This window comes from Streptomyces sp. NPDC045956 (assembly GCF_056430705.1).
This window is the reverse complement of record NZ_JBWKKZ010000005.1, coordinates 402,216-424,764: the sequence shown is the minus strand read 5'-3', so window position 1 is coordinate 424,764 and position 22,549 is coordinate 402,216. Positions and strand designations below refer to the sequence as shown.

Sequence of the window (22,549 nt, the reverse complement as noted above, 5' to 3'; positions counted from 1 at the left end):
CCCGGTGCCCGCCCCGGGCCGGCCGTACGCGGCCCGGGGCGCCCCGACGGACCGTCAGGCGTCGCCCGGGCCGCGCACGGTGGTCAGCTCCGACAGCCCGGAGACCTCCAGCACCGGTGCGAGCAGCGGGGTGGCGATGAGCTGGAGGCGGTCGATGTGGCGGAAGAGGACGCTCAGTCCCGCGCTGTCGAGGTACTCGACCTCGGTCAGGTCGAGGACGAGAGGGCCCTGCGTCGTCTCGATCGCTCTGGCGAGCGCGTCGGTGTTGCTCATGTCGATCTCACCGACGGCTGTCAACTGATGGACACCATCGGGCCGTCGACTCGGAGTCAGGGTCAGAAGCGTGCTCATCAGGCAATCCTCGTGTGCATGTCGACGGTGGTGCCGGCGGTGCCGGAGGTGATGGTGACCTGGTGCATCAGCGCCCGCATCAGGGCCACGCCCCGGCCGCGGTGACTGTTCGCCACGGGCTGCGGCGCCTTCCAGCGGCCGGTGTCGGCCACCGTCAGGCGCAGGTCGTCGACCAGTGCCTCGGCGCGCAGGCGCACCGTGTCGCCGGGAGCGTCCCGGTGGCCGTGCTCGATGGCGTTGGCACACGCCTCCCCGGCCGCCACCAGGACGTTCTGCACCATGTGCGGGGGGAGTTCACACTGGTCGAGCCAACTGCGCAGCGCCTTGCGGACCGGCGCCAGCTGCGAGGACTCGGCCGGGAAGGCCACCTCCAGGGGGGCCGGGTGGCGGTAAAGCAGCAACGCCACGTCGTCGTCGTAGCCGCCGGAAGGCGCCAGTTGCGACATGACGTGTGTGGCGAGATCGTCGACCGCCACGTCGCGTCCTGCCTGGACGGCTTCGCCGGCCTGGTCTATGCCCGCCGTCAACGGGCGCCGACGACGCTCCACGAGACCGTCGGTGTACAGCAGCAGCGTGGCGCGGGCGGGCACGGTACAGGTGCCTTCGGGGCGTTCCCTGCCCGGGCGGACCGCGAGCGGCAGGGAGCGGCCCTCGTCGAGCAGGACGATGGAGCCGTCGGGGTGGGTGAGTATCCCCGGCGGATGGCCGGCGCTCGAGTAGGTGAGGCTGCCGGTGTCCGGATCGAGGACCCCGCAGAACACCGTGGTGCACATCGCGCCCGGAACTCCGGCGGCGAAGTGGTCCAGTGCCATCAGGGTCTGTGCCGGGCTGGAGTCCTGCAGCAGCAGGGCGCGGCAGGCGCTGCGCAACTGACCCATGACGGTGGCCGCTTCCAGACCGCGCCCGACGCAGTCCCCGACGACGATCCCGATGCGGCCGTCCTGGAGCCGGACGGTGTCGTACCAGTCACCGCCGACCTCCAGCGGACGGGTGGCGGGCTCGTAGCGGACGGCGAAGCCCTCGGGGAGGTCGGACGGACCGAGGATGGAGCGTTGCAGGGCGATCGCCGTCTCACGCTGCTGGTCGATCTGGTAGGCGCGGGCCAGCCCCTGGGCGAGCTGGCCGGCGAGGACGGACAGCAGCAGCCGGTCCTCCTCACCGACGAACGGCCGGTGCTCGCCGAGGTCGATCCACAGCACCATCGAGCCCTCCGGATGGCTCACGGTGATGCCCGCCCCGTCGGTGTCGTCGACAGGCGTCAGCAGCGGCCCGTCGAGCCAGCCCGACAACTGCTCCCGGCGCTCGGCGGACAGGTCCTGCCAGCGCAGGTCGGCATCGGTAGCCGTCACCGACACCTCCTGCCCGGTGGTCCCGACCGCGGCCAGCACGCACTCGGCGCGCCACAGGTCCTTCAGCACCGCGAGCGAGCCCGCGAGGGCCTCCGGCAGGCTGGTCGCCTGCGTCAGCCGCATGCTCAGGGCGGCCTGCGCGCTCTCGCGCTGCACCCTGTAGTGCTCGGCGGTGACGTCGCGGAAGGTACCCACGGTCACCTGGCGTCCGGTGTCCGGATCCTGCGCCCGGTTGAAGGTGGCGGTCACCCACAGCCGGTGACCGTCACGGTGCATGACGGGAATGGTGTACGACCCCTTGGGATCGTTCAGCACCTGCGCGAAGGCCTCGCCCACCTCGCGGTACGCCTCGGGGTCGCGCTCGGCGTCCGGCCACCAGGGGTGCACCGGCCGGTAGGGCAGGCCCTCGGGATCGAAGCCCAGGATGTCGGTGAAGGCCGTGTTGATCTCGATGACGGCGCCCTCCTCGTCGCAGACGAAGAACGCCTCCTGGAGGGAGTCCACCAAGGCCTTGCGCCAGCGCGCCTGATGGTTGCGCAGCCGTGCCAGCTCGACGTTGGCCCGCACCCGGGCCAGAAGCTCGGCCGCGGCGAACGGCTTGACGAGATAGTCGTCGGCACCGGCCTGAAGACCCTCGATGGAAGCCTCCTGCCCGGCCCTCGCGGACAGCAGCACCACGGGCACCGACACGGTCCGCGGGTCGGTGCGCAGAGCGGCCACCAGACCGAGGCCGTCCAGACCGGGCATCATCACATCGCTGATGACCAGATCGGGGGCGTCGGCCCGGACGGCCTCCAGGGCCGCCAGACCGTCGTCGACGGTGTCCACCTCGTACCCGGCACCGTCCAGGAGCCGCGTGAGGTACTCCCGCATGTCGGCGTTGTCGTCGGCGACGAGCACCCGCGCGGAGACGGCGGGGGCGGTCGCGTACCCCGAAGGGTCGGCCGCGGTCACCGTGGTGCGGGCGTCGGAGGCCACCTCGTCCGGCAGCCAGCGCAGCGCCTCCTGCACATAGGGGTCGGCGGTCGACGAGCCCCGGCCGTCCCGGGAGGGCACGAGAGCGTCGGAGGGCAGATGGGCCGACCCGAACGGCAGACGGACCGTGAAGCAGGTTCCCCCTCCCTCGGTGCTGTCGGCGGTGATCGTGCCGCCGTGCAGCCCCACCAGCTCCTTGACCAGGGCCAGCCCGATACCGCTGCCCTCGTTGGAACGGGAACGGGCGTTCTCGATCCGGTGGAACCGCTCGAACAGGCGCGGCATCTCCGCCGCGGGCACGCCGATGCCGGTGTCGGCGACGGTCACGACGGCGTGCGTGTCCTCGGCGCGCACCCCCACGCGGATCGAGCCGTCGAAGGTGAACTTCAGCGCGTTGCTCAGCAGGTTCAGGATCACCTTCTCCCACATGCCACGGTCGGCGTACACCGGCTCGGGGAGCCTGGCGCAGTCGATGTGGAAGTCCAGACCGGCCTTGTCGACGGCGGAGCGGAACACGCTGGCCAGGTCGGCGGTGACCAGGGACAGGTCGACCGGTTCGAAGCGGGCCTGCATCCGGCCGGCCTCGATGCGGGAGAAGTCGAGCAGGGAGTTGACCAGTTTGCCCAGGCGCAGACCGTTGCGGTGGACGACGTCCAGCTCCTCCCTCACCTGGGCGTCGGCTCCGGCCAGCTGCGAGCGGAGTTCCTCCACCGGTCCCATGATCAGGGTCAGCGGCGTGCGGAACTCGTGGCTGATGTTGGAGAAGAAGGCCGTCTTGGCCCGGTCCAGCTCCGCGAGTTCCTCGGCCCGCCGCTGCTGGGCCTCGTAACTGCGGGCGCTGGCGATGCCCGCCGCGAGATGACCCGCGACCAGCTCGACGAACCCGCGGTAGGCGTCGTCCAGCGACCGGTAGCGGTTCAGCCCGGCCACCAGGAACCCGTAAGGGGAGCCGCCCTGCTGGAGCAGCGGCAGCACCAGCGCCTGCGAGGGCGAGCGCGGCCAGTCCCCGGCCGGCAGGCCACCGAACCGAGCGTCTTCGAGCGACATCAGCACCGACTCGCCGCGCGTGGGCGCCGCGACCGGCCAGACACCGGAGCCGTCGGCCGGCAGCGTCGCGGGCGCGGCGGGGTGCCCCCCGGCCAGTCCCGTGGCGTCCGCCAACTGTGCGGAACCGTCGTCCGCCAGGAGGTAGGTCAGGGTGAACGGCAGATCCCGTCGGTTGCCGTTCAGCTGCTGGTTGGCGAAGGCGAGCCACTCCTGCTCGGTGCGGACCACGCTGGGGTCGGAGCCGAGATCGCGCAGGGTCGCCATCCTGCGTTCGCCGATGACCCGTTCGGTGTCCTCGCTGACCACGCAGAGCATGCCGACCACGGCGCCCCGGTCGTCCCGCAGCGGACTGTAGGAGAAGGTGTGGTAGCTCTCCTCCGTGTACCCGGACCGTTCCAGGAACAGCAGCAGGCCCTCGTCCCAGGTCGCCTCGCCCGTGCTCATGACGGTGTCGATGCGCGGGCCGATGTCGTCCCAGATCTCCGCCCACACCTCGCCGGCCGGCCGGCCCAGGGCCCACGGGTACTTGGCGCCCAGGGTGTCGCGCCGGTAGGCGGCGTTGCAGAAGAACGTGAGGTCCGGACCCCACGCCATCCACATCGAGAACCGGGAGGACAGCAGGATGCTCACCGCGGTCCGCAGACTCTGCGGCCACTGCTCCGGCGCGCCCAGCGCGGTCGCCGACCAGTCCACGCGGGCCAGATCCTGGCCGATCTCCTGGTCGGCAGTGAACACGCCTGCTCCGACCGCTGACGCGGTCTCACAGGCAGCGTCGTGCGAACGCTCCACCGGGCCCCTTCCCTCACGCCGCCGACAGGCAGCCGAGACGGCAGGCCCGCGGGGCGCCGTCTCTCGCCTGACTCCTTGCCGTCCGCCCACCACCGCCCGAGGACAGCACCGGGGGAAGGCACCTGCATCGCCACTGCGGTCGCCGCGTACGCGGAAAAGCCCGGGGGCCTGCCCACCACGTGCGACGACTTCGTAGGATAAGCCAGCCGACCGGGTACCCACCGCCCGGACGGTCATCAGCGGCCGGACACGAGGAGCAGGGGAGACGATGACGGCGAGCCCCGTGCAGGCCGGTCCGGCGCTACCGGTCGCCGAGGAGGCGCGGCTGGCAGCCGTCCGCCGCTACCAGGTACTGGACACACCGCCCGACGGTGCCTTCGACCGCATCGCCTCCCTGGCGGCACGCCTCTTCGACGCGCCCATGGCCACCGTGGCGATCGTCGACACCGACCGCGTGTGGTTCAAGGCCGCCCACGGGGTCGGCGGCGTCACCGAGACCGACCGCGCGCCCGGCATGAGCGCCTCGGCCATCCTCCACGGCGAGCCCTACGTGGTGACCGACACCGACACCGACAGCCGCGCGTTCGCCCACCCCCTGGTCCGCGGCGACCTCGGCGTCCGCTTCTACGCCGCCGCACCCATCACCACGGCCGACGGACAGCGCCTGGGCACCGTGGACGTCCTGGACACCCGGCCCCGCAAACCCACCGACGACCAGCTCGAGGCCCTCCAGGACCTGGCCGCGCTCGTCATGGACGAGCTGGAGCTGCGGCTCTCGGCCATGCGCACGGTCGCGGCCGAACGCGAGCGGCGCGCCGAGGCGGAGCGCCTCGCCCGGGCCCTCCAGCGCACGCTGCTGCCGCCCGCCCTCCCCGACGTCCCCGGCCTCCAGGTGGCCGCGGCGTACCACACGGCCTCACCGGACGAAGTGGGCGGAGACTTCTACGATCTCTTCCCCCTGGACGACGGCCGGTGGGCGTTCTTCCTGGGCGACGTGTGCGGCAAGGGGGCGGACGCCGCCGCGCTGACCTCGCTGACCCGCTACACCCTGCGCGCCGCCGCCATCTACGACCCGGACCCGTGCACCGCGCTGGCCAACCTGGACGCCGTCCTCAAGGGGGAGTACCAGGGCAGTGACCCGCGTTACTGCACCGCGGTCTTCGGCGTCCTGCAACCCCTGCCGGACGGCTCCCACGCCATCACGCTGGCCGGCGGCGGGCATCCCTCCACCCTCGCGGTGCGCGCGGACGGAACCGTGCAGGCGATCTCCACGGCCGGAGGCCAACTCGTCGGCATGCTGCCCGACCCGCAGTTCGTGCAGAACACCACACGGCTCCTCCCGGGTGAATGCCTCCTGCTCTACACGGACGGTCTCACCGAAGCGCGCACCCCGGACGGCACCATGCTCGACGAGGACGGTCTGACCCGTCACCTGAGCGAGACGGCGCCGCGCACGGCCGACGAACTGCTCCAGTCGGTCGAAGCGCTGCTGGAGCGTCTGGGCGAGGGAGTCAGTGACGACACCGCCGTCCTCGCGCTGTCCGTACCCGCCCCCATCGAACCCCGTCCCCAGGAGAACCGGTGACCGACTCCGAACACCTGTTGACCGTCACCCCGCACGCGACCCCGTCGGGAACCTTCGTCCTGGAGGTGTCGGGCGAGTTGGACCACCACACCGCCCAGCTCCTGACCCAGGCGGTCAACGACGCCCCCTTCGACGACAGCGGCGTGGTCATCGACCTGTCCGAACTGACCTACTGCGACTCCACCGGCATCACCGTGCTCATCAGCGCCTACCAGAGAGCGCAGGCGACCGGCTCCCCGCTCAGCCTGGCCGGGGTCAATCCGGACCAGATGCGGGTCTTCACCGTCGTCGGACTCGACCAGGTCTTCACCTTCCACCCGACCACCGAGGCCGCCATCGCCTCCCTGGGAGGGTGAGCGGGCCCGATCCGGCCCTCCCGCTTCTTCGGCGGCGACGGTGTCGGCGGGCCCTGGACGGACTAGACTGGCGGGTACACGCGTCCAGCCGCACGAGACGTGGGGCCTTGGCCGGTCGGAGCGGTGGGGGAGGGGTTGGGGACCGCAGTGCTCACACACGAGCGTACGGAACGCCGGGTCCGTGACATGGATCACGGTGATCACCTGTGCCTGGCGTTCGCCGATGACGACGAGCAGCGCCGGGTGGTCACGGCCTACCTGTCCGCCGGCATAGAGCGCGGTGAGCGGGTCATGTACTTCGCCGACCAGTGCGCCCCGGCGGACGTCATCGGCTGGCTGACCGGGGCGGGTATCGACCCCGGTCCCGCGCTGGAGACGGGTCAGCTCGTGGTGACCACGGCCGACGAGACCTACCTGGCGTCCGGCTCCTTCGACGCCGACGACATGGTGACCGTCCTGGAGCGCGAGGTCAGGGACTCGCTGACCGGCGGCTACACCGGGTTCCGGGTGAGCGGTGAGATGGGCTGGGCCCTGCGTGCCGTTCCCGGCGCCGACCGGCTCGGCGAGTACGAGACCAAGGTCAACTCGGTCTTCGCCGGGCAGAAGGCCTCCGCCATCTGCCAGTACGACGCCCGCCGCTTCACCAGCGCGCAGCTGGACGGATTCGACCGGTGCCACCCCGGAGCCGTGGAGGCCCAGCCGCTCCACGACGACGGCACGCTCCGCCTGCTCCCGTCCTTCCACGATGGGCGTCGCGCCCTGCGCGTGGCCGGCAGCGTCGATCACCGCACCACGCACGCCCTCGCCGCGGCGCTGGACACGGCGGTGTCCTGGCCGGGCGACCTCCGGGTGGACATGACGGACCTGGAGTTCATCGACCTCGCCGGGGTCCGCGCCCTGTCCCGGCGCGCGGCCGGGCTGGAGCCGGGCCGGCGACTCCACGTGGTGGAACTGGCGCCTCTGCTCTGCCAGGTGATCACCATGGTCGGGTTCGACGAGACGCCGGCCCTGGTCGTCACCCCGCGGAGGGCCACCGCGTGACCGAGACGCTCACCCTGGACCCGCTGCCCGCGCACGGCGGCAACCTCGCCCACCAGGCGTTGATCTACGGCAGCGACGACGAGTTCCTCGCCGCGACGGTGCCGTTCTGCCTGGACGGCCTGGATCAGGGTGACGCCGTACTGGCGGTGACCACCCCGGGCAACACGGACCTGCTGCGACAGGCCCTCGACGGGGCCCGTGCCCACATCGACTTCGGGGACGCCGAGGAGTGGTACCGCACGCCCGGTCGCACGCTGGGCGACTACTACCGGTACGTCGACCGGCTCACCGGCACCGGGGGGCACCGCCGGGTGCGCGTCATCGGTGAGCCCGTCTGGACCTCCAGGGACGCGCTGGAGACGGCCGAGTGGACCCGCTACGAGGCCGCCGTCAACGTGGCCTTCGCCGACTGCCCGGCCTGGATCGTCTGCCCGTACGACACCCGTGTCCTGCCGGAGGACGTGGTGGCAGGCGCCCGCCGGACCCATCCGGTGATAGAGGCGGCGGCGACCGTCCAGCCCAGCGACCGGTACGTGGATCCGACGGCCGAGGGCGGCTGGCGACGGCCGCTCCAGCCCTTGGGCACGAAGGACGGAGACCTCGTCATGCGCTTCGGAACCGACCTGTCGGCCGTGCGGGCCGAAGTCGCCGCGTCCGCCGTCCGGATGGGCCTGTCCGAGGACGGGACCGGGCGTCTGGTCTTCGCGGTCAACGAGGTGGCCACCAACGCGGTCCAGCACGGCGGAGGCGCCGGGGAGCTGGTGATGCGGCGCTCGGGCCGGCGCGTGGTGTGCGACGTCACCAGCACGGGCGACAACGACTCCGGCTGGTTCGTGGGCTATCTGCCCCCCGACCCGCAGCGGCAACGCGGACACGGCATGTGGGTGGTCCGCCAGTTGTGCGACCTGCTCGAGGTGCACACGGGTCACAACAGCACGACCGTACGCCTCCACGTCAGCCTCGGCTGAGCGGCCCGGTGCCGTCCGGTGGACGGGACGGACACCGCCGGTCTAGCGGAGCGCGATCAGCGCGGTGACCCGCTTGCCGGCCGCCTCGGGCAGGATCTCGAGGGACTGGCTCAGGGCGGCCACGATCTCCAGACCGTGCTGTCCCACCCGGCCGGGATCGGCCGACCTCGTGACCGGCAGCGTGGTGCCGCCGTCCCGCACGGTGACGGTCAGCGTGTCGCCGGTGCGGGACAGTGTCAGTTCGATGAGCCCGCGCCCGTACTTCACCGCGTTGGTGATCAGCTCGCTCACCACCAGCTGGACGGCGTCGGTCGCCCTCTCGGACACGGGCTGCTCGCCGCCCCGCTGGGAGGCGGTGACGTACTCGACCGCGACCCGACGGGCCTCGGCGATCCGCAGGGTCTCCCGCCGGAACGTCGTCGAGAGCCCCTGCGGACCCGCCTGCGCGCCGTCCGGCCCCCGTCGTATCGACGGACCGTTCTGCCCGGCTCCACCCATGTCAATCGCCACGTTACCCCCGCGTGATGCGCTGCGCGCCGACGTCTCCCGCTTCGCCGGAACATTCGCCGTCCCTACGATAGTTCCGCTTTCCGCCGGTCACTGCCTTTCGCCCGGCGAGGGAGCGGCGCCCGCTGTCCCGGTGGCCCGCGGTCAAGGGCCCCGGGCTCAGGCCACGTCCAGCATGCCTTCGCGCAGGCGGGCCAGCAGGCGGGAGATCAGGCGGGAGACGTGCATCTGGGAGACGCCGAGGCGCTCGCCGATGTCCTTCTGGGTGAGCTCCTCCACGAAGCGCCAGTGGATGATCTGGCGGTCGCGCTCGTCCAGCTCGGCGATCATCGGTGCGAGCGCGTGGAAGTCCTCGACGAGGGCGAGGGCGGTGTCCTCGGCGCCGATGAAGTCGGCGAGGGCGGACTCGCCGTCCTCGCTGCCGCTGATGGCCGCGTCCAGGGAGGCGGAGTTGTAGCCGTTGGCCGCCAGGCGGGCCTCGACGACCTCGTCCTCCGGCAGGCTCATCAGCTCGGAGAGTTCCCTGGTGGTGGGGTTGCGGCCCAGGCGGCTGCGCAGCTCCTCGGTGGCCCGGGCCAGCTGGACGCGGGCCTCCTGGAGGCGGCGGGGCACGTGCACGGCCCAGGAGGTGTCGCGGAAGAAGCGCTTGATCTCACCGACGATGTAGGGCACCGCGAAGGAGGTGAACTCGACCTCGCGGGTCAGCTCGAAGCGGTCGATGGCCTTGATCAGGCCGATCATGCCGACCTGGACGATGTCCTCCATCTCCTCCGGTCCGCGGCTGCGGAACCGGCCGGCGGCGAAGCGGACGAGGGACATGTTCATCTCGATGAGGGTGTTGCGCGCGTACTGGTATTCCGGTGTGCCCTCCTCGAGGGCCGTCAGCTGCTGGAAGAAGAGCTTCGACAACTCCCGCGCGTCCTTCGGTGCCACCTTGGACGGGTCCGCCACCTCCGGCATGCCCGTGGTGGTGTGCTCGGTGATCCGTGCGGTCATTGTCGCCATGATGGGGCCCTCTCTGTTCCAGCTGTCTGCTCGTCAGCAGCGACCCGGCCAATACCCCCGGGTCGGGGGTGTATGCAACGCCGTACGAATAATTTTTCCATACGCCGCTCCGACGGCGCCGCCAGGTGCGCGGTCACGGGGGGTGTAGACCTCTCGGCGTGGGGCATTCGGTGTTCTGCCTGACGCGCACCGGTCCCCGATCGAGGCCGTCAGGTGCCATGAGGCCGTTACCGGCGGGGTTTGTGAGGGGAGACGCACCACAATGATCATTCCGGCGGAGAAGGAACTGCGCTCGGTCCTGGCTCGGTTCGCTCAGGCGCGCATCGAACACGACGTGTGCCCCACCGGCCTGACCAGCAGGACGCTCGAGGACACCACCTACACGCTGTGCGTGATGACCGGAGCCCGCACGGCCGAGGACGCCCTGCGCACGGCCGATGCGCTGCTGGAGCAGTACACCGACCGTACGAGCGTCTCCCGTGAGGAGGAGGCACTCGCCGCGTAGGTCACGGCCGGGGGTGGGCATAGGCTTCCCGTCATGAACCGATGGGAGCAGCTGACCGGCGGCGGGTCCGGAGAGCAGTACGCCGCGCGCTTCGCGGAACTCGCCGAACGAGGTCAGGACGTGCACGGCGAGGCGCGCCTGTGCGCCACGCTGGTGCCTCCCGGATCGCGCGTCCTGGACGCCGGCTGCGGCACCGGCCGGGTCCTGGTCCAGCTCGCCGAACTCGGGTACGACGGCGCGGGCGTGGACCAGGACGCCTCCATGCTCACCGTGGCCCGTCGCACCGCCCCGCGGCTGACCTGGGTCCAGGCCGACCTGTCGGACTTCGACCCGGCCGCCGCGGGACTCACCCCCGGCTTCGACCTCGTGGTCGCGGCGGGCAACGTCTTCCCGCTGCTCGCCCCCGGCACCGAGGCCGCCGTGGCCGGCGTACTGGCCCGGGCCCTGCGCCCCGGCGGCCTCCTCGTCGCCGGCTTCGGCCTGGACCGGGAGCACCTCCCGGTGCCGCCCGGCCTCACCCTGGCGCAGTACGACGCGTACTGCGCCGAGGCCGGCCTCTCCCTCACCGACCGCTTCGCCACCTGGGACGCCGACCCCTACGAGGGGGGCGGCTACGCGGTCAGCGTCCATCGCCGCTGACGCCCGGGGGGCCGATCCGTCCCGGGCGGCCCACTCGTGCGGGTCGGTGAGCGCCCCGGTCAGCGTGGCGTCGTCCCGGGCGGCGACCAGCGGGTGAGCATGGGGGCCCAGTCCCCCTCCGCACCGAGGCGATGCGATGCCCGACCGCGCCCGTGACGTCCGCCCCGAGCCCGCCCCACCGAAGGGTGCCCTCCGTCCGGGGCTCGCCGAACGCTGGCTGTTCAGGGGCATCTACGGTCTGGTGCTGGCGAGTGCCATGGTGGCCGCGCTGGACGTCCCGGGCGAGGAGGCCGATCCCGGGCAGGACGCGTTGTGGGTCCTGCTCACCGCTCTGGCGTCCGGCGCCGCCCACGGGTACGCGCACGTCATCGCCCGGCGTGCGTCGGGTGAGGGGTCGGCCAAGCCGGGCAGGGCGCGGGCGGTGCTGGCCGAGTGGCCGCTGACGGCCGCCGTACTGCCCACCGTGTGCCTCCTGCTCGGAGCGGTCGCCGAGTGGTGGACGGAGGAGACGGCGGTCGAGGGGGCCCTGCTGTTCAACACCGTCGCCCTGTTCGTGCTCGGGGTCTCGGCGGCCCGCACCGCCGGGCTGGGCTGGCCGTCCTCCTTCCGGGCGGGCTTCATGGACATGCTGATCGGGCTCCTGGTCATCGCGGCGGACGCGCTGATCGAGTAGCGCGTGCGCCGGCTGCCGGGGATCACGGCCCACCCCTTCCGCGCGTCCCCCCTGTGACGCTGAGCTCATCCGATGCGACACGCCACGGTGTATGAATGCCGGAAGACCGGTAAGGCGGCTGGAATGAGCAGCTTTCCCGGAAGGACCACTCCGAGTGAGGGCGGGTTTCCCGCGGTCGCCCCTGGACGCGAGCCGTCGGCCCGCACGGTGCCGGCGGTGAGCGCGGCCCCCATGCAGCCCCGGCGGGACGGCGAGGGAAGCCTCGCGCACGTGGTGGAGACCCTGTTGGACAAGGGCCTGGTGCTGAACGCCGACATCATGGTCTCGGTCGCCGGGGTCGAGTTGCTGGGCATCCGGCTGCGTGCGGCCCTCGCCTCCTTCGAGACGGCCGCCCGCTACGGACTGGAGTTCCCTTCCGGCACGGACACGGAGACCGCCGCGTGGCGCGAGACCCGGGAGGAGAAGGAGACCTGCCCGGCGTGCGGCAAGCGCGCCCCCGTCGACCAGTTGCTGAACCAGTGGTGTCCCTGGTGCGGCTGGCGCAGTGCGCAGGCGCAGTTGCGGGACGGCGGAGGGCAGGCCGAGCTGACGGGCCGCCAGGACACGGACGGCCGGGCAGCCGTGGCGGACGGCGCGGCCGACGAGGAGGCCGCGAGCGGACGAGAGGCCGAGCGGCGTGACTGACCCGACCCCGATGCGGCCCACCCGCGAACCGAGGGTGACCCTGGACGACCTCGTCGAGGTGCTGCTCAACAAGGGCGCGGTCCTCCACCTCGACCTCATCGTCGCGGTCGCGGACATCCCGCTGATCGGCGTCTCGGTGCGGGCGGCCATCGCCGGGATGGAGACGATGCTGGAGTACGGCATGATGCGCAACTGGGACGAGGCCACCCGCGCCTGGGCCGAGCGCTCCGCCGTCCGCCGAGCCCTCGACCTGCGCGAGGGGGAGGGCATCGTCCGCCGGATGAGCGGCGGCCACCTGCTGACCGAGGGCGTCTACCAGGGCTGGCGGCCCGGCACCGTGTACCTCACCGACCAGCGTCTCGTCGTGCTGCGCGAGGAGCCCAGGGAGGTGCTCTGGCAGACCGAACTCGGCGCCGTGGCCGACGTCCGGCTGAAGCCGGAGGAGACGGTCGGCGGCGAGGAACGCCTGCGCCTCGAGGTCCGTTCGGCCGGCGGCCGGCGGGACCTGCTCTCCGCGAGGGAACCGGAGGCACTGCACGACCTGCTCGTCGAGTCCCTCGCCGGGCGCCTCGCGCCGGTCCTGCCGACCGGGTCCGCCGGGGAGGAGGAGCCGCCGATCGCCGAGGGACACCTGTGGTACGAGGAACCGCGCAGGTCCGGCCCGTTGTGGCGGGGCGGACGAGCCCGGCTCACGGCCGGCCGGCTCACCTGGAAGTCGCCCGTGGACGGACGGCCCGCACTGGTGCTGGACACCACGGACGTGGCCGGGGTCGCGCGTGCGGCCGGGTACGGGCCCGGCGGCGAGGGGAGCGTCCTCGTGCTGCGCACCACGGCGGGCGAGGAGATCCGGCTCTCCGCCGACGACCCGGAGCGCTGGCTCCGGTGGCTGACGTCCGCGGCCCCCGAGCCGGCCCTCGCGTGAGCGGTACCGGGAGCACCGCAACCGGGAGCAGGACCGTGCAGGAAAGAGAAGGGAAGACGACATGCCGTTGACCGTCGACGAGAAGAGCCTCAAGCACGGGGTGCTGTCCCTCGTCGTGACGCTGGTCGAGGTGATCCAGGAGGCACTGGACCGCCAGGCCATGCGGCGCATCGACGGCGGCGACCTCGCCCCGGAGGAGGCCGAACGCCTCGCCGACGCCCTGCTGGAACTGGACGAGGCGATGGAGCAGATCAAGGAGGACCACGGCATCGTCGGCTCGGTCGCCGACCTGCACCGCGGGCTGGACGAGGTGGTCGACGACGTCGTGGACAAGCTGATCAACCCGCAGCGCTGGGCGGAGGAGGCCGGCCGATGACGGAGAACACCGCGCTGTACGTGTACGCGCTGCTGCCCGACCGGCCGGACGCCGCCGAGGGGGTCACCGGTCTCGACGGACGTCCCCTGCGTGTGGTGGCCGTGCCGGGCACCGGCGTCGCCGCGCTGGTGCACGAGGCCGCGCCGGCCCCCTTCCAGGGCGGCGACGACCAGGTGCGGCGCTGGGTCGCCGAACAGAGCGAGGCGGTCACCACGGTCTGGGAACGGGTCGGCAGTGTGCTGCCGATGACCTTCAACGTCCTGGTCGCGGCCGACACCGCCTCCGGACGCACTGCCGAGCAGCGGCTCGGCGACTGGGTCCGGGATCAGGAGGCGGACGTCACCGGGCAGTTGGAAGCGCTGTCCGGGCGGTGCGAACTGCGCGTGGAGGTCACCCTCGACCGGGCGGCCGCGGCCGCCGACGGTAGCGCCACCGGCCCGGAGGAGACCGAGACGGGAACCCGGTCGCCGGGCATGCGCCGACTTCTCGCCAAGCAGCGGGAGCAGCGCGAGAAGAACGCGGCCGGGCAGGTCGCGGACACGTTGCACGCCGGACTCCGGCGTCGCCTGCTGGCTGTGGTCGAGGACCTGCGCGACCGCGGTGCGACCCACCGCGACCCCGCGGAGACCGGCGTCCTGTCCGCGGCGCTGCTCGTCCGGCGCGAGGACATCGACTCGGTCGGCGCCGTCCTGAGTGACGCGCAGGCCGGGCAACCCGCGCTCCGCATCCGCTTCCTCGGCCCCTGGCCCCCGTACTCCTTCGCCGAGACGCGACCCCAGGCGGCGGTGGAACCCGCGGCGGGCTGAAACGGGTGGGGACGCCCGGCCCGGTCGGCCGGTCCGGGTGACCGGCACGGCGTCAGGAGCCGTGCGGGCGGTGGCCACCGCACCGGTTGAGTTCCGCCTCGGCCTGTGTCGCGGTGGGGGACGGGCTCCGTCACGGCGCGTTCGTGTCGGGCCGGGCCGCCGGGAGGCCGGGGAGGGTCTCCCCGGTCCTCAGCCGGCCGGTCACCTCGAACTCCGTGTCGTGCGCGGCCCGTCGGGCCAGGCTCGGTCCGTCGGCCTCGGCCCTCACGTCGCCGGTGACGTCGAGGCTCGTCACCGCGCGGCTGCCCGCCGCCAGGACGTACCAGTCGCCCTCCGGCGAGCGCCAGCGCGTTCCGGCCACGACGTGCCGGCCGAACCTGCTGCACGCGGCCGTGTCGTCCTCCCGCGCCACCGGTCGGGCGGCCGTCGGCCCCTCGGTGCGCAGGTGCACCGAGACGTCGCCGTCCCCGCGCCAGGTGACCGCACGGGAGCACGACCACAGGGCGCGTCCGGCTCCGCGGGGGAGGCGCTGCTCGGCGAAGTCCCAGAGGTTGACCGCGCGGACCGGGGCGTCGGGGCGGCCGCCGAGGTCGCAGGCCAGCCGGCTCCACGCGGTCAGGGCGGCCGTGCCGGTCGCCTCCCTGGGCCCGCGGGCCGGTGGAGTGCCGCCGCCGGGGAGCGGGGTGTAGGTGAGGTGGGTGGGGGAGAGGCCGCCGAGGTCGGCGACGAGGAAGGCGTGGTCCTCCACGATGCGGGAGGAGGACCGCAGTTGCAGGACGGGGCGCCGCTCGCAGCCGGCGCCGGCGGGGGTGACCGGCACGGGCTCCGTCACGCCGGTCGCGGAGACGTCGAGCGGAACCGCCGCCCGGTCGGGACGCAGCAGGTCGCGGCGGCCCGCCTCGGCGATCCAGGGGGCCAGCAGGTAGCGGGCGGTCGCGCCGTCCGTCGTCAGGGTGACCGCGGCGGCGGTGGTCACGTCCGCTTCGTCGGCGCGGGCCACGGACAGGGCGGGGGCGCGGTCACCGGCGCCGACCGCCTCGGAGTACCTTGCCAGCCGCAGGCCGTCGTGCAGGAGGACGACGGCCTGCCCGTCCACCTCGCCCGCGTACAGGAGTTGGGGGGAGCGGGGTGGGGGGTCGGTCGGTGTGCCGGGTGCGAGGGCGACGTCCGCCGCCGTGCGCGCCGGACGCCGCCAGGTCTTCAGGGCGCGGCCGAGCAGCTCGTCGTCGCGGGTGCGGTCGCCCCGGGCCGGCCAGGCGGTGAAGTCGACGCGGGAGGTGTCCGCCCACGTCCCGGGAGCCGTCCGGCGCAGCAGGTGCGGGGCAGGCGCCGAGGCCGGCTGCTCGGAGGTGGTGCGCGGTGTGTCGCGGAGGACGACGAGGGCGGTCGCCGTGATGGCGCCGGCGAGCAGCGCGGCACCGGCCACCCGGATACGCCGCCTGCGGCGCAGCAGGTCCGTCGGCTGGGCCCACACCGTGCAGGCGTCCAGTTCGCTGGGGCCCGGGGAGACGGAGTCGACGTCCATCGGGCCGCCGACGTCGAGCCGTAACCGGTCCGCCTTGCGCACGGCTCCCTCCGGGTCCTCGGCCCCGGCCGCCCGCAGTACCTCGAGCACGTCCGGTTCCGGAAGCCGGTCCATGTGGCGCAGGACGTAGGCGCCCCGGGTGGCCGGTTGCTCGCTCGCCAGCAACCGGGCCACCGTCATGTCCTCGGAGCTGCCCGACCGGGGCAGCAGCCGCAGTCCGATCACGATCGGCAGCGCGGGGAGCAGACCCGGGGAGGCCGGATGCCGGCGCTGCCACCGGCCGCGGCCGAGCGCGGCCCGCAGGACCACCGTGCGCAGCTCGTTGCGCAGGTCGGCCGTCTCCGGCGCCGACGACGCGGGACCGCGGCGCGGTGCGGGCACCCGCGGAGTGCGCGGTGTCGTCCCACCCGCCCCGGGGAGCGCCCGCTGGACCACGGAGTGGGCCGTCAGGATGCGCCTGTGCCGTCCGGCCGACGCCGGCAGTACCAGGTAGGCGAGGCGTACGAGGGAGCCGTACTGCTCGACCAGCACGGCTTCCGACCGCTCGACGCGGGTGCGGGACGTGACGACCGGGCTGCGGAACCGACCGAGTGACATGGACAGGCGCCCTTCGCGACCGGGGATCTGCTGCTACCTGTCTCTCAAACGAGTGAATCGCGTGATGGTCACATGACGTCCGGTGCTCCGTCGGTTGACGCGTGGCCGCTCCGGCCCTCGGCCCGCAGGCGGAATACCCGTTTCAGGTGAGACGGTATCGGGTGAGGCGGCCGCTGTAGCATGCCGTCATGGCCGCCCACGCTTCCTCCCGGGACGCCGCGCCGCGCGCGAGCGACCGCCCCGGAGACACCTCGCCCTTCGCGCTCGGCCTGCTGTTGCGGCGGGCGCACTGGCGTGCGGCCGGCCTGATGTCGGAGGCGCTGCGCCCGCTCGGCCTGGAACTGCGGCACTTCGCGGTGCTCATCGTGCTGGTCGACCGCGGACCCACCATGCAGCGGGACCTGGCGGCGGAGACGGGGACGGACAAGGCGGGGGTGATGCGGGTCGTCGACGACCTGGAACGAAAGAACCTCGCCGTGCGCAGGGCCGTCCCCGGGGACCGTCGGGCGCGGGCCGTGGAGATCACCGCCGAAGGCCTGGAGCTGTTCGACGCGGCCCACGTCGCGGCCGAGCCGCTCGCCGAGCGGCTGGTCGCCGACCTGGGACCCGAGGGCTCCGAGCAGCTGACGCGTCTGCTGACCCGCCTCGCCCACCCGGGCGGTGGCGAGGAGTAGGGCACCCGGTCGAAGGGCGCCCCGGCGGTGGGCCGGGGCGGTGCGGGCTTCGGTGTGCCGGTTCAGCCGCCGCTGTTCGCGGTGAGGCGCTCGGTGAGTTCCTCGGCCTTGGTGACGGCGTCGGCGTGGGCGCGCTCCCGGGAGGTCTCGAAGAGGGGCGTCAGCTCGGACATGGCCGGGTTGCGGGGTGCCATGGTGAGTTCCGGAACGATGAAGTCGAGGTCCAGGCCCAGGGTGCTCCGGAGCACGGCTTCCAGGTAGTTCTGCACGAACTCGAAGTTCTCGCGCGGGGTGCCCGGCGCGTAGGAGCCGCCGCGGCTGGCGACCACCACGGTCGGCGTGCCCTGCGCGGAGGGCGCCTCGCCGGCCGTGCGGCCCATCAGGAGCACGCTGTCCAGCCATGCCTTGAGGGTGGACGGGACGGTGTAGTTGTACATGGGAGCGCCGATCAGGATGGCGTCCGCCCGCTCCAGTTCCTCGATGAGCTCCAGGCGTACGGCGAACGCGGCGGCCTGCCGAGCGGTGCGCTCGGAGGGGTCGGCGTAACCGGCGGACCAGGCGTCGGCGGTGATGTGCGGGACGGGGTCGGTGGCGAGGTCGCGGTAGATCACCGTGCCCTCCGGGTGCTGTTCCTCCCAGGTGCGGCGGAACGCGGCCGTCACGGAGCGGGACGCGGACGCCTCGGTCGGGAACACGGACGAGTCGATGTGCAGAAGCGTGGCCATGGAGCTTCTCCAGAAAGCGGTAGGGGCCCGGCGGGAGCCGGGACTGTTGCTGCTCAGGCCACTAGTTATACACGAGATAGTCGCGAATGATACTGTCGCAATCGCAACCATGATCTTGAACGACAAGGAGATGTGTCCTCATGGATGTCTACGAGGCGGTCGAGACCCGGCGGTCCGTACGCCGCTTCACCGACCGGCCCGTCCCGCGGGAGGTGCTGAGGCGTGTGCTGTCCGCCGCGGCCTGGGCGCCCTCCGGGTCGAACCTCCAGCCCTGGCACGCCTTCGTGCTCAGCGGTGGGCCGCTGGCCGCGCTCAAGCAGCGCGCGGGGGCCCGTCTCGCCGCCGGTGACCCCTGGGACGAACCGGAGTACGAGCAGTACCCGCCCCAGCTGAAGTCGCCGTACCGCGAGCGCCGGTCGGCCTTCGGGGAGCAGCGGTACGGTGCCCTCGGCATCGCGCGCAAGGACACGGAGGCGCGCCAGAGGGCGGCGTCCGCGAACTGGGAGTGCTTCGGGGCACCCGCCGCGCTGTTCTGCTACATCGACCGCGATCTGGGCCGCCCGCAGTGGTCCGATGTTGGCATGTTCCTGCAAAACGTGATGCTTCTGCTGCGTGCGGAAGGCCTGCACAGTTGCACACAGATGGCGTGGGCGAAGTTCCACAGGACCGTCGCGGAGACCGTGGCACCCCCGCGCGATCTGATCCTCTTCTGCGGCATGTCCATCGGGTACGAGGACAGCGCCGTGCACGCCGCCCGAACGGGCCGGGCCCCGCTGGAGGAGACGGTCACGTTCGTGGACGGGCCCTGAGACTCCTCCCTTCGCGGCGCTCGAAGCGCCGTCTGCCTCCTTCGCCCACACAGTGGTTCCTGAGCCACACGTTTTCCGAGAAGAGGAGAGGCACGCCATGAAGATCGCGGTGATCGGTGGTACCGGGCTGATCGGCTCGCAGGTCGTCGAGAAGCTGGACGCGGCCGGACACGAGGCGGTACCGCACTCGCTGTCCACCGGCGTCGACGTCCTCAGCGGTCAGGGTCTTGAGGGGGCGATGGAAGGAGCCGACGTCGTCGTCAACCTGACGAACAGCCCCACCTTCGACGACGCGTCCCCGGCCTTCTTCCGGGACTCCATGGACAACCTGCTGGCCGCGGCACGCAACGGCGGGGTGGGCCACTTCGTCGTTCTCTCCATCGTGGGCGTCGACAAGGTGCCCGAGCTGGACTACTACCGCGCCAAGGTGCTGCAGGAAGAACTCCTGCGAGGCGGCCGGGTCCCGTACTCGATCGTGCGTGCCACCCAGTTCATGGAGTTCATGGACGCGGTCCTGACCTGGACGGCAGACGGCGACCACGTCCGCCTGCCCGCCACGCCGATCCAGCCGATCGCCGCGAGGGACGTGGCCGCGGCGGTGGCCGAGGTCGCCGTCGGCGCCCCGCTGAACGGCATCCGCAACATCGGCGGACCCGAGGTGTTCGCCCTCGACGAGCTGGGCAGGCTGACGCTCTCCCGCAGGGGCGACACGCGTTCGGTCGTCACCGATCCGACCGCCGGCATGTTCGCGGCCGTCCAGGGCGACGTCCTCACCGACACGGGCGCCCACCTGGCTCCCACCCGGTACACCGACTGGCTCTCCTAGGCGTGCGGCCCGGGATGGCGGGGGCCGTCGTGCGGGCGACGGTGTCCGGTGCCCGCGCGGCTCAGCCGTCCGCCGATCGCGCGGGGTTGAGCCCGGCGGTACGGCGGATCCGCCTGGTGCGACCGCGTTCCGCGAGGAGCCGGAGCACCTCGGCGTTGGAGGTCGCGGCGGCCCTGAGCTGGAGCCAGTCGGACGCGGCCAGCAGGTCGTCCGGCCGCCACGGCCCCTGCCGCACCACGGCGCGGAGCAACGACCACTCCAGCAGACGACGTGTGAGGTACGGGTCGTCCCCGACCGTCCGCGTCATCGCCTCGCTCCACGCCGCGAATCCGGGCTCGGGAAGGAGGTCGCCGGCCCGGCGGTCCAGGTGGCGCAGTACGGCGGACCGTGCCATCGTCCGGTCCGGATCGCCGAGGACCCGTGCCACCACGGCCGGCTCCCGCGCGCCGGCGGCCTGGGCCAGCTCGCGGAGGTGGGCGGCGAACCGCGCGTGCTCGGCGGGCTCGTCGGGCGAGGCCGCGAGGGCGTTCAACTCGGTGTGTTCCCTCCCTCGCGCCACACGCGGGGAACGCACGGTTCCGCCACGCGTCCGGGCACCAGCCACGCGCCTCCGACCTGCGATGTTCTCCAGACCTGTCACACATTCCCCTGCAGAACTGTCATCAGTGTGTAACTCCCTACTCGGCTAGGAGAAACCATGGAATCGCGTCTCAACTTCTTCGGCAACGCCTTCGCGGGCAAGATCCTCAGGCACATCAACTCCGCCAGCAGGATCGCTGCGGAGTCGGGCCTGCCGACCGCGACGCAGGAGTTGGTGAAGATCCGCGCCAGCCAGATCAACGGTTGCGGCTTCTGCACCGACATGCACACGAAGGATGCGGTGGCCGCCGGAGAGATCCAGCTGCGGCTCAACCTGGTCGCCGCGTGGCGTGAGGCGAACGTGTTCACCGAGGCGGAGCGCGCGGCGCTGGAGCTGGCCGAGCAGGGCACCCGGATCGCCGACGCCGCCGGGGGAGTCCCCGACGAGGTCTGGCAGAACGCCTCCAAGCACTACGACGAGGAGCAGCTCATCGCGCTCGTCTCCCTCATCGCCATCATCAACGCCTACAACCGCATCAACGTGATCAACCAGCAGCCCGCCGGCGACTACCAGCCCGGTCAGTTCGGCTGACGCCCGGGCCCCGGCGGCCGCCGCCGGTACACCACCCGCCACGCCAACGGTGTGTTCCACCCGTTGGCGTGGCGTCATGTCGGCCCCCGGCCGCCCTTGCAGGAGCGCCCCAGCAGGTGGACCTGGAGCGTGGGACGCCCCGGTCACCGGGATCGACGAACACGGGGACCTCGGCCCCGGACACGCATGAGCCCTCGGTGGGAACCTCACCGAGGGCTCAGCCCGTCACCGGCCCGGTCGTTCCTCCGCACGGCCGCGGCAGTGCGCGCGGATCAGCGCGACCACGGTGTCGGCGGTGTGGGTCAGATGACTGCGGCCGTCCGGCAGCAGAGCCGTCCGGCTGATGTAGCTCCGCGGCCCGACGTGCGTGGCCGGCTCGAAGCGGTGCACGGTGATCTTCCCCTCGCGGGCGGCCCGGTTCCAGCCGCTGCCGCGGAAGAGCGGCCAGCGCTGCGGGAACATCCAGGTACCGATCCGCTCGATCCGGTCGTCCGAACCGGTGAGCCGGTGCACGTGCTCGGCGCGGGTGAGGTCGTTGGCGCCGTTGTGGAAGCCGCCGAACATGATGAGCAGCAGCGGGCAGCCCAGCCGCTCGTGCAGTTCGTCGACCGCGCCGGTGGCCACCTGCGCCCCGCCGCTGTAGCTCAGCAGGACCACGGGTACGCCGCTGCCGGGCCGGTACCCGGCGAGCCGCAGCTGGGTGGCGATCTGCGAACCGACGGCCCGGTTGTACAGCGGCCGGTAGCGGTGGTCGGCGGCCACGAAGATCTGCATGACGTTGTGCAGGAAGAGCAGCAGACCGACGCGCCGGCGCAGCCACGACCACACGGGCCGGTCGGCCAGCGGGTCGGCGAGCGGCGAGTACGGCTGGACCTGCCCCAGCACCCGCAGTTCCGGCGCCCCGTCGAGCACGGCCCGGACCAGCTGACCGCCGTCCCGGCTGTCGCGGACGCGGCGCTTGCCGATCCCGTCCAGATAGACCAGGTAGGCGTCCGGGGGGCGGTCCGGGTCCGCGCCGCGTGCGTACGGCACGCCTTCCGGCAGCTCGGTGATCGGGGCCCGCCAGCCGGCACCGTAGGCCAGTACCTCGTAGCGGGCCAGCAGGCCCTCGGCGAGCAGGGCGGGTCCCAGGGCGACGGCCCAGAGCACGAAGTCGTTCATGGTGTCACCGCCGCGTCGCCGGCGCTGATCCGCACGACCAGCCGCCGTACCCCTTCGACCGTGACCCCGAGGAGCACTCCGGCCACGGCCACGCAGCCGGCGGCGGTCCACCAGCCCAGACCGGTCTCCACGGAGAGCGGACCGGTCAGACCGGCGCCCACCCCGACGAAGAGCAGGAGGTGGAGCAGGGGCCCGAGCAGGGGGAACGCGAGCACGGCCGAGAGGGACAGGGGGACGAGCAGGCCGGGGGTCCACTCCAGCCCGCCGGCGGGAGGGGGCGAGGAGAGCAGGAGTTCGGCCAGGGTCCAGGCCGTCAGCGGCCAGAGCGCGAACACGGCACCCTCGACGACCGCGCCGGCCAGCAACAGCCGGACGATCCGCCTGCGGGGCACACCGGGTCGGCCCACCGCGACGGGCGTGACGCGCCCGAGGGCCTCCGACAGCCCGGCGAGCACCAGCAGGGCGACGACGACGGACGACATC

24 protein-coding genes are annotated in these 22,549 nt (G+C 72.6%); 15 read left to right on the top strand and 9 right to left on the bottom strand.

Annotated features, from left to right (window positions below; all coding sequences use genetic code 11):
• Window positions 1-54: 54 nt before the first annotated feature.
• Window positions 55-351, bottom strand: coding sequence for an STAS domain-containing protein (locus AC07FV_RS16510; protein ID WP_384701952.1), 297 nt, complete (start codon window positions 349-351; stop codon window positions 55-57).
• A complete protein-coding gene (locus AC07FV_RS16505; RefSeq protein WP_479087866.1) occupies window positions 351-4,511 on the bottom strand; it encodes a SpoIIE family protein phosphatase in 4,161 nt (1,386 codons plus the stop codon). Before AC07FV_RS16505 ends, AC07FV_RS16510 begins: the two co-directional genes overlap by 1 nt.
• A 268-nt stretch (window positions 4,512-4,779) precedes the next feature.
• Here AC07FV_RS16505 and AC07FV_RS16500 point away from each other — a divergent pair, with 268 nt between their 5' ends.
• The 4 genes from AC07FV_RS16500 (at window position 4,780) to AC07FV_RS16485 (ending at window position 8,461) form a co-directional block, all read left to right on the top strand.
• Window positions 4,780-6,096: a PP2C family protein-serine/threonine phosphatase gene (locus tag AC07FV_RS16500; protein WP_479087864.1), complete on the top strand. Its 1,317-nt coding sequence runs from the start codon at window positions 4,780-4,782 to the stop codon at window positions 6,094-6,096.
• The gene (locus AC07FV_RS16495; protein WP_479087862.1) at window positions 6,093-6,452 is read left to right on the top strand and encodes an STAS domain-containing protein; all 360 of its coding nucleotides are present in this window, start codon (window positions 6,093-6,095) and stop codon (window positions 6,450-6,452) included. Before AC07FV_RS16500 ends, AC07FV_RS16495 begins: the two co-directional genes overlap by 4 nt.
• Window positions 6,453-6,638: 186 nt before the next feature.
• Window positions 6,639-7,493 carry an MEDS domain-containing protein gene (locus AC07FV_RS16490; protein WP_479087860.1) on the top strand — a complete coding sequence of 285 codons (855 nt, stop codon included), beginning with the start codon at window positions 6,639-6,641 and terminating at the stop codon, window positions 7,491-7,493.
• Window positions 7,490-8,461, top strand: a complete 972-nt coding sequence (locus tag AC07FV_RS16485) for an anti-sigma factor RsbA family regulatory protein (RefSeq protein ID WP_479087858.1) — start codon at window positions 7,490-7,492, stop codon at window positions 8,459-8,461. The genes AC07FV_RS16490 and AC07FV_RS16485 overlap by 4 nt, the downstream gene beginning before the upstream one ends.
• Before the next feature lie 42 nt (window positions 8,462-8,503).
• On the opposite strand, the gene AC07FV_RS16480 is transcribed toward AC07FV_RS16485, so the two are convergent.
• On the bottom strand, window positions 8,504-8,959 hold the full coding sequence (locus AC07FV_RS16480) for an ATP-binding protein (RefSeq protein WP_479087856.1): 456 nt from the start codon (window positions 8,957-8,959) through the stop codon (window positions 8,504-8,506).
• Window positions 8,960-9,127: 168 nt separating this feature from the next.
• Window positions 9,128-9,973: an RNA polymerase sigma factor SigF gene (locus AC07FV_RS16475; protein ID WP_479087854.1), complete on the bottom strand. Its 846-nt coding sequence runs from the start codon at window positions 9,971-9,973 to the stop codon at window positions 9,128-9,130.
• 262 nt (window positions 9,974-10,235) lie between these two features.
• Here AC07FV_RS16475 and AC07FV_RS16470 point away from each other — a divergent pair, with 262 nt between their 5' ends.
• The 7 genes from AC07FV_RS16470 to AC07FV_RS16440 all read left to right on the top strand — a co-directional run bounded on the left by AC07FV_RS16470 (window position 10,236) and on the right by AC07FV_RS16440 (window position 14,578).
• Window positions 10,236-10,478 (top strand): DUF5133 domain-containing protein, encoded by a 243-nt coding sequence (locus AC07FV_RS16470; protein ID WP_479087852.1) that lies wholly within the window; start codon window positions 10,236-10,238, stop codon window positions 10,476-10,478.
• Window positions 10,479-10,511: 33 nt separating this feature from the next.
• Entirely contained in the window at window positions 10,512-11,117 is a 606-nt protein-coding gene (locus AC07FV_RS16465) for a class I SAM-dependent methyltransferase (RefSeq protein WP_479087850.1), read from the top strand.
• A 136-nt stretch (window positions 11,118-11,253) separates the two neighbouring features.
• Complete coding sequence (locus tag AC07FV_RS16460) at window positions 11,254-11,790, top strand: hypothetical protein (RefSeq protein WP_479087849.1); 537 nt, start codon at window positions 11,254-11,256, stop codon at window positions 11,788-11,790.
• Between the two features lie 216 nt (window positions 11,791-12,006).
• Entirely contained in the window at window positions 12,007-12,474 is a 468-nt protein-coding gene (locus AC07FV_RS16455) for a gas vesicle protein (RefSeq protein ID WP_479087847.1), read from the top strand.
• A complete protein-coding gene (locus AC07FV_RS16450) occupies window positions 12,467-13,396 on the top strand; it encodes a gas vesicle protein (protein WP_479087845.1) in 930 nt (309 codons plus the stop codon). The genes AC07FV_RS16455 and AC07FV_RS16450 overlap by 8 nt, the downstream gene beginning before the upstream one ends.
• 61 nt (window positions 13,397-13,457) lie before the next feature.
• The gene (locus tag AC07FV_RS16445; RefSeq protein ID WP_356611528.1) at window positions 13,458-13,772 is read left to right on the top strand and encodes a gas vesicle protein K; all 315 of its coding nucleotides are present in this window, start codon (window positions 13,458-13,460) and stop codon (window positions 13,770-13,772) included.
• Window positions 13,769-14,578, top strand: a complete 810-nt coding sequence (locus AC07FV_RS16440) for a GvpL/GvpF family gas vesicle protein (protein ID WP_479087843.1) — start codon at window positions 13,769-13,771, stop codon at window positions 14,576-14,578. The genes AC07FV_RS16445 and AC07FV_RS16440 overlap by 4 nt, the downstream gene beginning before the upstream one ends.
• A gap of 130 nt (window positions 14,579-14,708) precedes the next feature.
• Here AC07FV_RS16440 and AC07FV_RS16435 read toward each other — a convergent pair whose 3' ends face one another.
• On the bottom strand, window positions 14,709-16,700 hold the full coding sequence (locus AC07FV_RS16435) for a hypothetical protein (RefSeq protein WP_479087841.1): 1,992 nt from the start codon (window positions 16,698-16,700) through the stop codon (window positions 14,709-14,711).
• A gap of 188 nt (window positions 16,701-16,888) precedes the next feature.
• Here AC07FV_RS16435 and AC07FV_RS16430 point away from each other — a divergent pair, with 188 nt between their 5' ends.
• Entirely contained in the window at window positions 16,889-17,374 is a 486-nt protein-coding gene (locus AC07FV_RS16430) for a MarR family winged helix-turn-helix transcriptional regulator (RefSeq protein ID WP_479026536.1), read from the top strand.
• Between the two features lie 62 nt (window positions 17,375-17,436).
• Here AC07FV_RS16430 and AC07FV_RS16425 read toward each other — a convergent pair whose 3' ends face one another.
• Window positions 17,437-18,099 carry an FMN-dependent NADH-azoreductase gene (locus tag AC07FV_RS16425; RefSeq protein ID WP_479087839.1) on the bottom strand — a complete coding sequence of 221 codons (663 nt, stop codon included), beginning with the start codon at window positions 18,097-18,099 and terminating at the stop codon, window positions 17,437-17,439.
• Between the two features lie 140 nt (window positions 18,100-18,239).
• On the opposite strand from AC07FV_RS16425, the gene AC07FV_RS16420 reads away from it, so the two are divergent.
• Together AC07FV_RS16420 and AC07FV_RS16415 are read left to right on the top strand one after the other, a co-directional pair.
• Window positions 18,240-18,908, top strand: coding sequence for a nitroreductase (locus AC07FV_RS16420; RefSeq protein ID WP_479087837.1), 669 nt, complete (start codon window positions 18,240-18,242; stop codon window positions 18,906-18,908).
• A 97-nt stretch (window positions 18,909-19,005) separates the two neighbouring features.
• Window positions 19,006-19,734, top strand: coding sequence for an SDR family oxidoreductase (locus AC07FV_RS16415; RefSeq protein WP_479087835.1), 729 nt, complete (start codon window positions 19,006-19,008; stop codon window positions 19,732-19,734).
• Between the two features lie 61 nt (window positions 19,735-19,795).
• On the opposite strand, the gene AC07FV_RS16410 is transcribed toward AC07FV_RS16415, so the two are convergent.
• On the bottom strand, window positions 19,796-20,266 hold the full coding sequence (locus tag AC07FV_RS16410) for a hypothetical protein (protein ID WP_479087833.1): 471 nt from the start codon (window positions 20,264-20,266) through the stop codon (window positions 19,796-19,798).
• A gap of 165 nt (window positions 20,267-20,431) precedes the next feature.
• Here AC07FV_RS16410 and AC07FV_RS16405 point away from each other — a divergent pair, with 165 nt between their 5' ends.
• A complete protein-coding gene (locus AC07FV_RS16405; protein ID WP_479087832.1) occupies window positions 20,432-20,905 on the top strand; it encodes a carboxymuconolactone decarboxylase family protein in 474 nt (157 codons plus the stop codon).
• A 225-nt stretch (window positions 20,906-21,130) separates the two neighbouring features.
• Here AC07FV_RS16405 and AC07FV_RS16400 read toward each other — a convergent pair whose 3' ends face one another.
• Both AC07FV_RS16400 and AC07FV_RS16395 read right to left on the bottom strand, forming a co-directional pair.
• Window positions 21,131-22,066: a hypothetical protein gene (locus AC07FV_RS16400; protein WP_479087830.1), complete on the bottom strand. Its 936-nt coding sequence runs from the start codon at window positions 22,064-22,066 to the stop codon at window positions 21,131-21,133.
• Window positions 22,063-22,548 (bottom strand): hypothetical protein, encoded by a 486-nt coding sequence (locus tag AC07FV_RS16395; RefSeq protein WP_479087828.1) that lies wholly within the window; start codon window positions 22,546-22,548, stop codon window positions 22,063-22,065. Before AC07FV_RS16395 ends, AC07FV_RS16400 begins: the two co-directional genes overlap by 4 nt.
• Window position 22,549 lies beyond the last annotated feature (1 nt).